14 protein-coding genes are annotated in these 12,882 nt (G+C 60.9%); 11 read left to right on the top strand and 3 right to left on the bottom strand.

What is annotated here, in order from left to right; all coding sequences use genetic code 11:
* The first annotated feature begins 7 nt into the window (after window positions 1–7).
* The 8 genes from ACXADQ_RS04760 (at window position 8) to ACXADQ_RS04725 (ending at window position 8,148) form a co-directional block, all read left to right on the top strand.
* Window positions 8–754: a sulfite exporter TauE/SafE family protein gene (locus ACXADQ_RS04760; RefSeq protein ID WP_475316015.1), complete on the top strand. Its 747-nt coding sequence runs from the start codon at window positions 8–10 to the stop codon at window positions 752–754.
* A gap of 124 nt (window positions 755–878) precedes the next feature.
* The gene (locus ACXADQ_RS04755) at window positions 879–2,060 is read left to right on the top strand and encodes a substrate-binding domain-containing protein (protein WP_475316014.1); all 1,182 of its coding nucleotides are present in this window, start codon (window positions 879–881) and stop codon (window positions 2,058–2,060) included.
* Between the two features lie 90 nt (window positions 2,061–2,150).
* Window positions 2,151–2,915, top strand: a complete 765-nt coding sequence (locus ACXADQ_RS04750; protein WP_475316012.1) for an ABC transporter ATP-binding protein — start codon at window positions 2,151–2,153, stop codon at window positions 2,913–2,915.
* Window positions 2,908–3,633 carry an ABC transporter ATP-binding protein gene (locus ACXADQ_RS04745; RefSeq protein ID WP_475316010.1) on the top strand — a complete coding sequence of 242 codons (726 nt, stop codon included), beginning with the start codon at window positions 2,908–2,910 and terminating at the stop codon, window positions 3,631–3,633. The genes ACXADQ_RS04750 and ACXADQ_RS04745 overlap by 8 nt, the downstream gene beginning before the upstream one ends.
* Before the next feature lie 25 nt (window positions 3,634–3,658).
* Window positions 3,659–4,702 (top strand): branched-chain amino acid ABC transporter permease, encoded by a 1,044-nt coding sequence (locus ACXADQ_RS04740; RefSeq protein WP_475316007.1) that lies wholly within the window; start codon window positions 3,659–3,661, stop codon window positions 4,700–4,702.
* Between the two features lies 1 nt (window position 4,703).
* A complete protein-coding gene (locus ACXADQ_RS04735; protein WP_475316003.1) occupies window positions 4,704–5,777 on the top strand; it encodes a branched-chain amino acid ABC transporter permease in 1,074 nt (357 codons plus the stop codon).
* Window positions 5,778–5,877: 100 nt separating this feature from the next.
* Window positions 5,878–7,056, top strand: coding sequence for an MFS transporter (locus tag ACXADQ_RS04730; RefSeq protein WP_475316001.1), 1,179 nt, complete (start codon window positions 5,878–5,880; stop codon window positions 7,054–7,056).
* Between the two features lie 69 nt (window positions 7,057–7,125).
* Window positions 7,126–8,148 carry an aspartate-semialdehyde dehydrogenase gene (locus tag ACXADQ_RS04725; RefSeq protein ID WP_475315998.1) on the top strand — a complete coding sequence of 341 codons (1,023 nt, stop codon included), beginning with the start codon at window positions 7,126–7,128 and terminating at the stop codon, window positions 8,146–8,148.
* A 66-nt stretch (window positions 8,149–8,214) separates the two neighbouring features.
* Here the strand turns inward: ACXADQ_RS04725 and ACXADQ_RS04720 are convergent, their stop codons facing one another.
* Window positions 8,215–8,865 (bottom strand): carbonic anhydrase, encoded by a 651-nt coding sequence (locus tag ACXADQ_RS04720; RefSeq protein ID WP_475315994.1) that lies wholly within the window; start codon window positions 8,863–8,865, stop codon window positions 8,215–8,217.
* A 157-nt stretch (window positions 8,866–9,022) separates the two neighbouring features.
* On the opposite strand from ACXADQ_RS04720, the gene ACXADQ_RS04715 reads away from it, so the two are divergent.
* From ACXADQ_RS04715 to ACXADQ_RS04705, 3 genes are read left to right on the top strand one after another with little or no spacing between them, the layout of a single operon-like run.
* The gene (locus tag ACXADQ_RS04715) at window positions 9,023–9,403 is read left to right on the top strand and encodes a hypothetical protein (protein ID WP_475315992.1); all 381 of its coding nucleotides are present in this window, start codon (window positions 9,023–9,025) and stop codon (window positions 9,401–9,403) included.
* A 60-nt stretch (window positions 9,404–9,463) separates the two neighbouring features.
* A complete protein-coding gene (locus ACXADQ_RS04710) occupies window positions 9,464–10,846 on the top strand; it encodes a leucyl aminopeptidase family protein (protein WP_475315991.1) in 1,383 nt (460 codons plus the stop codon).
* Window positions 10,847–10,849: 3 nt separating this feature from the next.
* Window positions 10,850–11,692, top strand: coding sequence for a C40 family peptidase (locus ACXADQ_RS04705; RefSeq protein ID WP_475315987.1), 843 nt, complete (start codon window positions 10,850–10,852; stop codon window positions 11,690–11,692).
* On the opposite strand, the gene ACXADQ_RS04700 is transcribed toward ACXADQ_RS04705, so the two are convergent.
* Both ACXADQ_RS04700 and ACXADQ_RS04695 read right to left on the bottom strand, forming a co-directional pair.
* Window positions 11,689–12,033 carry a DUF2794 domain-containing protein gene (locus ACXADQ_RS04700; protein ID WP_475315983.1) on the bottom strand — a complete coding sequence of 115 codons (345 nt, stop codon included), beginning with the start codon at window positions 12,031–12,033 and terminating at the stop codon, window positions 11,689–11,691. The genes ACXADQ_RS04705 and ACXADQ_RS04700 overlap by 4 nt on opposite strands.
* Before the next feature lie 31 nt (window positions 12,034–12,064).
* Window positions 12,065–12,862, bottom strand: a complete 798-nt coding sequence (locus ACXADQ_RS04695) for a PaaX family transcriptional regulator C-terminal domain-containing protein (protein WP_475315981.1) — start codon at window positions 12,860–12,862, stop codon at window positions 12,065–12,067.
* Window positions 12,863–12,882 lie beyond the last annotated feature (20 nt).

Raw genomic sequence — 12,882 nt, 5'->3', positions numbered from 1 at the left:
CATCGCCATGAGCCCTGAAATCATCCTGATCGTTGGCGTCGGTTTCCTGTTGGGCGGCATCCTGAAAGGGGCCACAGGGTTCGGCGCCCCGATGATTGCGGTGCCATTGTTGGCGGCGGCGGTGGATGTGCGCTTTGCCGTGGTGGTATTCTCGTTTCCCAATCTGTTGCCGAATGTCTGGCAAACATGGGCTTATCGCAAAACGGTAGTGCCGGTGCCGTTTCTGCTGCGGTTCGTCGGGGCTGGCATGCTGGGGGCAGTGGTCGGTACGGTGACGCTCAGCATCGCGCGGACGGACATCCTGATGCTGTGTGTCGCGGTGGCGGTGTTTCTATATGTCGGATTGCGCCTGACGCGGCCACATTGGCGCCTGGCCTATGACACCGCGCTGAAATGGGCCTGGGCGCCGGGTTTCGTGGCCGGGGTTGCCCAGACAGCATCAGGTCTGTCTGCGCCGATCTCGATCACCTATTTGAACGCGATGCGGTTGGAGCGAACGACCTTCATGCCGACGATCTCGTGTTTCTTTGCGGGCTTGGGGGTGGTGCAGGTGCCGATGTTGGTCTGGATGGGGATGTTGGATGCGCCCAAAGCCTTGCTGTCCGCGGGGGCTTTGCTGCCTCTGATCGCGGGGATGCCGATTGGAGCCTGGTTGGGTCGGCGGTTTTCCCCGCAGGTTTTTGACCGTGTTATCCTATCGGTTCTGACCCTGCTGGCCTTGCGGCTGACATGGCGTGCGCTGACGGGCGGCTAGGGCGCAAGTGTTGAAAACTACGGGTAAATGGGTACGGGTTTGTACTGATTGACAGTAAAACCCCCCTCTCTCTAGCATTGAAACAGATGGCTGAACGCATCTTTCACGATCAGGGAGGATCACCGTGAAACGAACTCTTTTGACAGGCTTGGTGTCTGCGTTTGCGCTGGCTGCGACCGGCGCGATGGCGGATATTAAGATCGCCCATATTTATGGGAAAACCGGCCCGTTCGAGGCCTATGCAAAACAATCCCATGACGGGCTGATGCTGGGGCTGGAATACGCCACCGGCGGCACGATGGAGATCAACGGCGAAAAGATCGTCGTGATTGAGAAAGACACCCAGCTGAAGCCCGACAACGGCAAGGCGCTGCTGGAAGAGGCCTATGGCGATGACGAGGTCGATCTGGCCATCGGTCCGGTCAGCTCGGGCGTGGCGCTGGCGATGCTGCCCGTGGCCGAGGAATACGAAAAGATCCTGATCGTTGAGCCCGCTGTGGCGGACTCGATCACCGGGGCAAACTGGAACCGCTATATCTTCCGCACCTCGCGCAACAGCTCGCAGGATGCTGTGGCGAACGCGATCGCCTTGGCGGGTGAGAACGTAAAGATCGCCACGCTGGCGCAGGATTACGCGTTTGGCCGTGACGGGATCGCCGCGTTCCGCGAGGCGCTGGCAGGTACCGGTGCCGAGCTGGTGCACGAGGAATACGCGCCCACCGACACCACCGATTTCACCGCTGCAGCCGAGCGTATTTTCAACGCGCTGAAGGATGAAGAAGGCGAAAAGAAACTGTTCATGTACTGGGCCGGTGGCGGCAACCCGATGGGGAAAATCCACGCCATGGATCCGGGCCGTTTCGGTATCGAGATTGCGACCGGGGGCAACATCCTGGCCGCGCTGGCCGTCTACAAGATCCTGCCGGGTCTGGAAGGCGCGACCTACTACTACTATGAAAACCCCAAGAACGAGATCAACGACTGGCTGGTGAAAACCCACCAGGAACGTTTCGGCTCGCCGCCCGATTTCTTCACTGCGGGTGGTATGGCCTCGGGGATTGCCGTGGTTGAAGCGATCAAAAAGGCCGGTGGCACCGACACCGAAGACCTGATCGCCGCGATGGAAGGCATGGAATGGGAAACCCCCAAGGGTAAGATGAAGTTCCGCGCCGAAGACCACCAGGCCTTGCAGTCCATGTACCACTTCAAAATCCGCGTCGAGGACGATGTGCCGTGGGCGATCCCGGATCTGGTTCGCGAGCTGACGATCGACGATCTGCCGATCCCGATCCGCAACGGCAAGTGATCTGAGTTTTGAAAACCGGGCGGGGGCAGCATTGGATTGCCCCCGGTCCCCTTTCCCCGATGCGGGGCCTTTCTCTGACAGGATAAGACGATGAGCAGGGTAATTCTGCAAACACACGACCTGACGGTTCGTTTCGGCGGACATGTGGCCGTGGACCACGTAAGCTGTGCCTTCAAAACCGGAGAGCTGACCGCAATCGTCGGTCCTAACGGCGCGGGCAAGACAACCTATTTCAACCTGATTTCGGGCCAGATTCCGGCCTCGGAAGGGACGGTCATCCTGAATGACCGCGACATCACCCGCAACTCGGTATCGCAACGTTGCGATCTGGGGATTGGGCGCGCGTTTCAGCTGACGAACCTGTTTCCCAACCTGAACGTGCTGGAAAACGTGCGGCTGGTGATCCAGTCCAAGGCCAAGCTGGGGTTCAACATGTTCTCGATGGCTTCGAGCCACACTGAGGTGACAGATCGTGCCTTGGCCGTTTTGGAAAAAGTGAAGCTGTTTGATCTGCGGTTTCAGCTGGTCTCGGCGCTGAGCCACGGCAACCAGCGCAAGCTGGAAGTCGCGATGCTGATCGCGCTGGACCCGGCCGTTTACATGTTCGACGAACCCACCGCCGGCATGAGCGTGGATGAAGCCCCCGTCGTGCTGGATCTGATCGCCGAACTGAAGGCCGAAAAGGACCGGACCATCCTATTGGTCGAACACAAGATGGACGTGATCCGCACGCTAGCCGACCGGATCATCGTGCTGCACAACGGGGCGCTGGCCGCAGATGGTGACCCGGCCGAGGTGATGGCCAGCGATGTCGTGCAAGAGGCATACATGGGCAAGGAGCTGGAAGATGTCTGACCCCATCCTCAAACTGGACAACGTCTATACCGACATCGCGCAGTATCATATTCTGCAAGGTGTCGATCTGGAAATCCCGCGCGGACAGGTGACCATGTTGTTGGGCCGCAATGGGGTGGGCAAGACCACCACCTTGCGCACCATCATGGGGCATTGGCGGGCAAAATCGGGTTCGATCCTGTTGGACGGGCAGGACATCGCCGCAATGCCCACACCGGCGATCGCGAAACAGGGCGTCGGCTTTGTGCCTGAAAACATGGGTGTTTTCAGCGATCTGACGGTCGAGGAAAACATGATCCTGGCTGCCTCGTCCGGGCCGATTGACCCGGATCGGCTGGAATGGGTCTTTGCCGCCTTCCCACCGTTGAAAACCTTCTGGAAGGGCCACGCGGGCAATCTGTCTGGCGGGCAAAAACAGATGCTGTCCATCGCACGGGCGATGGTGGAAGAACGCAAGCTTTACCTGATTGACGAACCCACCAAGGGCCTGGCGCCGGCGATTATCTCGACCATGGCGCGCGCGCTGCGGGACCTCAAGGAACAGGGGGCCTCGATCCTGCTGGTCGAACAGAATTTCAGTGTGGCCAAGGCGCTGGGCGACACCTGCGCCGTGATGGATGATGGCCGCGTGATCTGGACCGGTGACATGGCCGAGCTGGCCGGGGACCACGACCTGCAAGAGCGCCTGATGGGCCTGAGCATGGAGGTTCCGCAATGACCTTTTTGACCCAAGGAGCAGACCAATGAGCCTTGCACCTGAACATAAACCCACCATGGCCTCGGCCAGCCTGAGCGAGCGGATCGGCCCCTACATGCCGATGCTGTTGGTACCGCTGGCGATGATCGCGGGATTGTTGGCGATTACCCTGACCGGTGGCGCGACCTCCAGCTGGCTGACCCTGACGGTCAGTGGCCTGGCAATGGGGATGATGATCTTTATCATGGCCAGCGGCATGACCCTGGTGTTTGGCCTGATGGACGTGATCAACTTTGGCCACGGGGTGTTTATCTCGGTCGGGGCTTTTGTCGGCATCAGCGTGTTGTTGCTGTTGGCCGGGATGACGGATGCGCCCAGCCTGCTGGTGAACCTGATCGCGATCCTTCTGGCCATCGTTGCGGCGGCAATTGCCACCGGGGCGCTTGGCTGGGCGTTTGAACGGGTGATCGTCAAACCTGTCTATGGTTTTCACCTGAAACAGATTCTGGTGACCATGGGCGGCCTGATCGTGGTGGAGCAGCTGATAATCGTGCTTTGGGGCCCCGAAGAGATCTTCATCCTGCGCCCGCAATCGTTGCAGGGTGCGATCACCTTTGCCGGGGCTGCGCTGGAAAAATACCGCTTGGTCGCGGTAGGCGTCGGGATCGTGCTGTTCCTGGGGATGCGCTATGTTCTGCGTTCGACCAAGATCGGTCTGATCGTGCGCGCTGGCGTCGAAAACGGCGAGATGGTCGAGGCGCTGGGATACCGGCTGCGGTTGGTGTTTGTCGGCGTGTTCATCGCGGGCTCGGCCCTTGCGGGTTTGGGCGGCGTGATGTGGGGCCTGTATCAAGAACTGATCACCGCGCATATGGGCCAACAGCTGATGATCCTGATTTTCATCGTGGTGATCATCGGCGGGCTGGGCAGCGTCGAGGGCTGCTTCATCGGCGCGCTGCTGGTTGGTCTTTTGCAGAACTACATCGCGTTCCTAGAGCCCAAGGCCGCGCTGATTTCCAATATCGCCCTGATGGTGGCCATTCTGATGTGGCGCCCCCAAGGCATGATCCCGGTTGTGAAGGCGAAGTAAGATGATTGTGAAGCTTCTTTCGGGCGATCTGCCCCGCAGCACTGTTCTGTCCGTGATCCTGGGTGTGATCCTGTTGGTTCTGGCCTTCGCGCCGTTCATTTTTCCGGGCGTACGCTCGGTCGATACGGCGGCGCGGATCTGCGTGTTTATCCTGCTGGTGGCCTCCTATGACCTGATGCTGGGCTATGGCGGGATCGTCAGCTTTGCCCATACCATGTTCTTTGGGATGGGGGCCTATGGTGTCGCGCTGGCCTGTACGCATATGGATCGCGGCTTTGGCGCGCTGATCGTTGGGGCCGGATCGGGGGCCATTCTGGCTGCGTTCGTGGCCTTTCTGATCGGGTTGTTCAGCCTGCGGGTTCGGGCGATCTTTTTTGCGATGATCACGCTGGCCGTTGCGGCGGCCGTTGCGGTACTGGTCAGCCAGCTGTCGAACCTGACGGGCGGCGAGGACGGTCTGACCTATAAAATCCCGCGCGAGCTGACACCGGCCTTCCGCTTTGGCAAGGAAACCTTTGGCGGAGAGATCCTGGGCGTCAAAACCAATGGCAAGCTGCTGAACTACTATGTGGTGTTCTTTGGTTCGTTCCTGTTGTTCCTGGTGTTGCTCAGGATCGTGAACTCGCCCTTTGGTCGGGTGCTGCTGTCGATCCGCGAGAATGATTTCCGCGCCGAGGCCATCGGGTATCGCGTCGTTTACTATCGCACCACGGTGACCTGCATTTCGGCGGCTGTGGCTGCGCTGGCGGGGTCCTTGTATGCGATCTGGCTGCGCTATGTGGGGCCGGACACTGTGCTGAGCTTTGAAATCATGGTGGACATCCTGTTGATGGTGGTGATCGGCGGCATGGCCACGATGTACGGCGCGGTGATCGGAGCGGTGCTGTTCGTGCTGGCGCAGAACTATCTGCAAGACCTGATGGGATCGGTCGCCGCCGCAACCGAGGGCCTCCCCCTGCTGCCTGATCTGCTGAACCCGGATCGCTGGCTGTTGTGGCTGGGCATCCTGTTCATCCTCAGCGTCTATTTCTTCCCCGCTGGGATCGTGGGGCGCCTGCGGATGAGCGGCAAATAGACGGGCCATACGATAATCAAACAACGGGGCGCGATCTGAAACAGGGTTGCGCCCCTTTGGGTTTTCGGAAAAGCTGAACTGCTTTTGGGAGGAGCAGGACATGAACGCCGGGATTTTGCTGCTGTGCGCGGCCTATGTGCTGAGCCAATTTTACAGGTCGTTCCTGGCCGTGCTGACGGTCGCCCTGGAAACCGATGTCGGCACCACGCCCGAGGATTTGGCCAATGCCTCGGGGCTGTGGTTCCTGGCCTTTGCCCTGATGCAAATCCCGGTGGGCTGGGCGCTGGATAAGGTGGGGCCTCGACTGACTTCGGGTGTTTTGCTGCTGATCGGCGGGGCCGGTGGCGCGGCGCTGTTTGGCCTGGCCAGCAGCCCGTCGCATATCTCGATGGCCATGGCGCTGATCGGGATCGGATGTTCGCCGGTGTTGATGGCCAGCTACTACATCTTTGCGCGGGTCTATCCGGCGCGGGTTTTCGCGACTTTGGCAGCCGTGCTGCTGGGCGTGGGCAGCTTGGGCAACCTGTTGGGAGCCCTGCCAATGGCCATCGCGGCCGAGGCCTTTGGCTGGCGGCAAACCCTGCTGGGTCTGGCCGTGGTCAGTGGAATCGTGGCGCTGGGTCTGATCTGGGCCGTGCGCGACCCCGAAAAAGTGGCGCACGAGGAAAAAGGCAGCCTACTGGACCTGCTGAAGATGCCTGCGCTATGGCTGATCTTTCCGCTGATGTTCGTGCAATACGCTCCGGCCGGAGGGCTGCGCGGGCTGTGGATCGGGCCCTATCTGACGGATGTGTTCGGCTATGATGCGACGGCGGTGGGGAATGTCACGCTGTTGATGGGGGTCGCGATGATCCTGGGGACGTTTGCCTATGGTCCGCTGGATCGGGTGCTGGGCACGCGCAAATGGGTTGTCTTGGGCGGCAATGCCATGGCCGCTGTGGCGCTGGGCGTGTTGTGGCTGGTGCCCGCGCACAGCCCGTGGATGCCCATCGCGATGTTTGCCGCCGTGGGATTCTTTGGGTCCAGCTTTCCCCTGATGATGGCGCACGGTCGCAGCTTTATCCCGGCGCATCTGATGGGGCGCGGGGTGACCCTGATGAACCTGTTCGCAATCGGAGGCGTGGGCATATTCCAGGTGATCACTGGCCGCGTGCACCGCAGCGTGTCCGAGGCCGGCGGTCCGCCCGTTGCCCCCTATGACGCCCTGTTCGCCGTTTTCTGCCTGTGCCTGATCGCGGGTCTGGTGTTGTATCTTTTCTGCCAGGATCGAACGGACTAAGCGAAAGCTCTTTAAATAGGCGAAGTCCTGCGGTATGGAGCCTCGTCCTAAACAAAGGAGTCGCTCGAAATGGGCTATAATATTGTCGTCGTCGGCGCCACGGGGAACGTGGGCCGTGAAATGCTGAACATCCTGGCGGAGCGTCAGTTCCCCGTGGAGAAGATTGCCGTTCTGGCCAGCCGTAAATCGCTGGGCACCGAGGTGAGCTTTGGCGACAAGACCCTGACTACCGAGGACCTGTCCACCTTTGATTTCACCGGCTGGGACATGGCGCTGTTCGCCGTGGGCTCGACCGCGACCAAGGAATACGCCCCCAAGGCCGCTGCGGCTGGCTGTGTGGTGATCGATAACTCGTCGCTGTACCGCTACGATCCCGATATCCCGCTGATCGTCCCCGAGGTGAACCCGCAGGCCGTCCATGGCTATGCGAAAAAGAACATCATCGCGAACCCCAACTGCTCGACCGCGCAGATGGTTGTGGCGCTGAAGCCGCTGCATGACCGCGCGAAAATCAAGCGTGTCGTCGTGTCGACCTACCAGTCGGTGTCCGGCTCGGGCAAGGACGCGATTGACGAGCTGTGGGATCAGACCAAGGGCATGTATGTCCCCGGTCAGGAAGTGGACCCCAAGGTTTACACCAAGCAGATCGCCTTTAACGTCATCCCGCATATCGACGTGTTCCTGGACGATGGCTCGACCAAGGAAGAGTGGAAAATGGTCGCCGAGACCAAGAAGATCGTGGATCCCTCGATCAAGGTTACCGCGACCTGCGTGCGCGTGCCCGTGTTCGTTGGCCACTCGGAATCGGTGAACATCGAAACCGAGGATTTCCTGGATGAAGACGAGGCCCGCGATATCCTGCGCGAGGCCCCCGGCATCATGGTGATCGACAAGCGCGAAGACGGTGGATACGTCACCCCCGTTGAATGCGTCGGCGATTACGCGACCTTCATCAGCCGCATCCGTCAGGACAGCACCATTGATAACGGTCTGAACCTGTGGTGCGTCAGCGATAACCTGCGCAAAGGCGCCGCGCTGAATGCTGTTCAGATCGCCGAGCTGCTGGGCCGTGAAGTTCTGAAAAAAGGCTGATCTCAGCCCCCCGGAAATGACGAAGGGCGCCCGATGGGCGCCCTTTTTGTTTGTCCAATGCGGTTCTTAGACCTGCGCGAAGCGGTCTTCCTCGGCGACGTACTGTTCCACAGTGCCTTCGCCGATGTTGTGCCAAACAGCATGCAGCGCCAGCTGGCCGCTGGCCACGGCGTCCTGCACAAAGGGGAAGGTCATCAGGTTCTCGACCGAGGTCAGCGCGGCCTGTTTTTCCAGTGCGGTTTTGCGCGCGTCGTCGCCTTCGACATCCTTCACCTTTTCAAATCCGGGGCGCAGAATGTCGATCCAGCGGCCCACGAACGAGGTTTTCTCCTCCAGGGCGGGGGCATTGCCCATGCACATGTCGTGACAGCCAGCCACACCACCACATTGCGAGTGAGTCATCACCACCACATGCGACACCTTCAACACCGTCACCGCGTATTCAATCGCGGCCGAGGTCCCGTGCTGACCGCCATCTGCCTCGAACGGGGGGACCAGGCTGGCGATGTTGCGATGGATGAAGAACTCGCCCTGATCCGCGCCGAAAATTGCCGTCACATGCACGCGTGAATCGCAGCAGGAAATGACCATGGCCCGGGGGCGCTGGCCCTCGTCCGCCAGGCGACGATACCAGTTCTGGTTTTCAGTGAATGCTGTGGCTTTCCAGCCTTGATAGCGTTGAACCAGATAGGCGGGCAGGGGCTTGGCGTTGTCCATGTCGTCATCCTTGTACAATTCCTAGAATCTGACCACGTTCAATAGCGACTATTTGATCCGTTTTCGACCTATTTCATGGTCGCAGCTCAACCTTTTGAGAACCCTTTTCTTCGCATTCTGCGACATGGCCGTGGGGGCCGGACTATGGGGTGAGACTTTGACCTATCTAACTTACTTGAAACCGGACGAAACGGTCCGGTTGGATGCCAGTGTTCTCGGGGAATTGTATCTGGAGCTGGGCGAAACCGGCGCACAAAACATTGTTGCCCGCGCGATAGAGGACCTGACACAACGATTGACCGATGCAGATCAGATGTATCGCGACGGCGATTTTCTTGCGCTGCGCAAGACCGTGCGCGCAACGGTGGCCGTGGCCGATCAAATCGGGATGCGATCCTTGACCGCACGCGCCCAAGATGTCGTGATCTGCATTGATGCGGGGGATCCGGTTGCGCTGGCGGCTGTTCTGGCGCGATTGATGCGCATAGGTGAACGATCCCTGAACGCCGTGTGGGATTTACAGGGCCTGTCGATCTGACCCCCTTGCAGGCGCTGCACAAGCGATTAGGCTGGGGCCAAATCACCAATGGGGCCCCAGATGACATTGACTTTCGCCAAGGCGAGTGACGCCGCAATCCCAGTTCATGTGCTTCCCTCGGACGAGGTCGAGGCCTGGTTGACGGACCAACCTGAACGCATTCAGGCCTGGGTGAGCGCGCACGGATTTTCCGGAGCCTTGGGGAAATCCCTGATCATTCCGGGCGAGGATGGAGCCCCTTGTGCCGTTTTGGCTGGCTACGGAACCCCCGCAGCGCGCCGGCGCGGCCGGTTCCACTTGGCCGCGATCGCTGCGGGCCTGCCCGAGGGGGCGTATTCTGTGCACGGCCTGCCCCCTGAAGACGCCGAACACGAGGCCCTGGGCTGGTTGCTGGCGGGCTATGCCTTCGGCAAATACCGCGCGCGTGAAGGGGCCAAGGCCCGGCTGGTTGCCCCCGAAGGCGTGGATGCCAACCGGCTGGAAATCATCGCGGCAGGCGAGGCTCTGACACGCGATCTGATCAATACGCCTGCCAATGACATGGGCCCCGAGGCGTTGGAACTGGCTGCCCGCGATCTGGCCGAACCGCACGGCGCGCAGGTCTCGGTGATCGCGGGGGACGAGCTGTTGAAACAGAACTTCCCCATGGTGCATGCCGTCGGGCGTGCCTCGGAGCAGGCGCCGCGCTTGATCGATATAAATTGGGGGGGCACGGGCCCATCTCTGGTGCTGGTCGGCAAAGGCGTGTGCTTTGATACCGGGGGGCTGAACCTCAAACCCGGGGCCTCGATGGGTTTGATGAAAAAGGACATGGGCGGGGCCGCAACGGTGCTGGGCCTGGCGCATATGATCATGGGGCTGGGGCTAAATCTGCGATTGCGCGTGCTGGTGCCTGCGGTGGAAAACAGCGTGTCCGCCAACAGTTTCCGTCCTGGCGACATCCTGCACAGCCGCAAGGGGCTGACCGTGGAAATCAACAATACCGATGCCGAAGGGCGCTTGGTTCTGGCTGATGCGTTGGCTTTGGGGGCCGAAGGAAACCCTGATCTGATGCTCTCGATGGCGACGTTGACCGGGGCGGCGCGCGTGGCCGTGGGGCCGGACCTGTCACCGTTTTTTACCGATGACGAGGACGTGGCCAGCGCCTTGCAAACCGCAGGCGCCAAAGTCGCCGATCCGGTCTGGCGCCTGCCCTTCTGGGACCCCTACGAAACCGACCTGGAGCCCGGGATTGCTGACCTGGACAACGCCCCCAAGGGTGGATTTGGCGGGGCGATCACGGCGGCCCTGTTCCTGCGCCGTTTTGCGGGCGATCAGGTCCGCTATACGCATTTTGATATCTACGGCTGGTCCCCGAGCAGCAAACCCGCGCGGCCCAAAGGCGGCGTGGGCATGGGCGCTCGGGCGTTGCTGGACGCTTTGCCAGATCTGTTGGGGCTGTAACCCATGGATCCGCGCCTGACGCCGGCCAATCCCCGGGTTGCGGCCTCTTATCTTCGGGGGCAGGTCGCGGCCGAGAGCTTTGTCGATGGCACCGAAAAGATGATCGCGGTGCGCTGTGCGGATTTGTTGTCGGCCCCGCATGGGCGACGCGAGCGGCAGTTGCTGCTGGGCGAGCGGGTCACCATGTATGAAGAGCGCGCAGGCTGGGCCTTCGTGCAGGCGGAAAAGGACGGCTATGTCGGCTATCTGCCGTTCGACCAGCTCGAAGAGCGCCGCCCCGCGACCCATTGGGTGATCAACCGTGCTTCGCATCTGTACAACGATCCAGACTTCAAAAGCCACGAACGCATGAGCCTGAGCATGGGGTCTCAGTTTCGGGTGACCGGGGAAACCGGCCGGTTCTATGAAACCCCGCTGGGCTATGTGCCCAAGCCGCATTTGGCCCCGTTGGACCGGATGGCGCGCGACCCGGTTGAGGTGGCCGAACGCTATCTGGGGGTGCCCTATCTGTGGGGCGGGAACTCGATCTGGGGGATTGATTGTTCGGGGCTTGTGCAGGCGGCCTGTATCGCCTGCAACATCCCCTGTCCCGGAGACAGCGATTTGCAAGAGGCCGCGTTGGGGCGCCCGCTGGCGGAGGGGAAAAAGCTGCGCCGGGGGGATTTGCTGTTTTGGAAGGGCCATGTCGCATTGGTGGCCGGGCGGGGGATGCTGTTGCATGCGAATGCCCATCACATGGCCGTCGCATTCGAGCCCGTCGACGAGGCGATCTTAAGGATCGAGGCACAGGGGGATGGCCCCGTCACATCGCGCAGGCGCCTGCCCTTGCGAAAAGCAGCAGGCTAGTTGACCGAACGGATCAGCTTGCGTTCCAGAACGCGCAGAACGGTTTTCAGATCATGGCCGCGTTTCAGGATCTGACCATCCATGCCGAACACAACATACATCCCCTGTTTGTTGCGCAGCTTTGGGTGTTTCTCGATCCGGTACAGCGGCGTTTCAGCGGTGCGCCGGAACACCGAAAATACGGCGATCTCGCGCAGGCAGGAAATCCCGTAATCGCGCCATTCTCCGGCGGCGACCATACGGCCATACAGCCCCATGATGACTCCCATCTCTTTGCGATCAAAGGCAACCTGTTCGGGGATGCCGGGTTTGGGAAAAGGGGTGGGGCCTTGCATATTCATACCATCAGAGTTGCGCTTATCCGGGCCTAAATCAAGCCTGACGGAACCTTTTGCTGAATTCTGGCTGGGCTGGCGGCATGGCTGAGACATCTTGCAGCGCAGAATCAAACCAGGCCTCGGCACTTTGCGTCAGTGCGGCATAGGTGGCCGCGACCTCGGCTCGTGGATCACGCCCCTTCAGCCCGATCGGCAACAGATCGACAGGCGGTTCGGGATGGCGCAGCACAATTCTGCGCCAACGATGAATCAACAGCGTCCGGGCGGCGGCGGCATCAATCGGAGGCAGGCTTTGCCCACGCAAGGCGTCCAAATCAGCGAACAAGGCGGTCAGTGCGATCTGATGGCCGGAGGTCAGTAGGCTGGCGCGCAGGGACGGTGACAGCGCAGACAGATCCCCGACGACCGCGCAAGCGGGCTCCGGGCCGGGCTGGTCGGCCGGGCGCAAAACCACGCCAGGCGCGACCGGCACACCGGGTTGATCCGTGCCGACCGCCAGAACCCATTGCGTAACCGGTGCGCTGCGCGGCGGCGCATAGATCCGGCTGGTTGCGTCGGCAAATTGCGCCAGCCCATCGGCGGTCAGCCGGTAATAGCTGTTGCGCCCTTCACGTTCCGAGGTAACCCAGCCATCGCGCCCCAGACGGGACAAAGCGGTGCGGATCGTGCCCGGCTCGATCCCGATGCGGCCCAGCAGTTTTTGCAGGCGCAGGTTTGCGATCCGTCCGCCACGCAGCTGTACGCTGTCACCGAACACAGTGATAACCAGCGACCACACGCGCAGGCGTCCTTCGTCATGCAGGGCGGTGATCAAGGGGGAAAGTGGATCCATAACCCCTTGATACACCGGGT

It is taken from the genome of Thalassovita sp. ABM4_323, from assembly GCF_056158665.1.
This window is presented reverse-complemented; position numbering and strand designations above follow the sequence as displayed.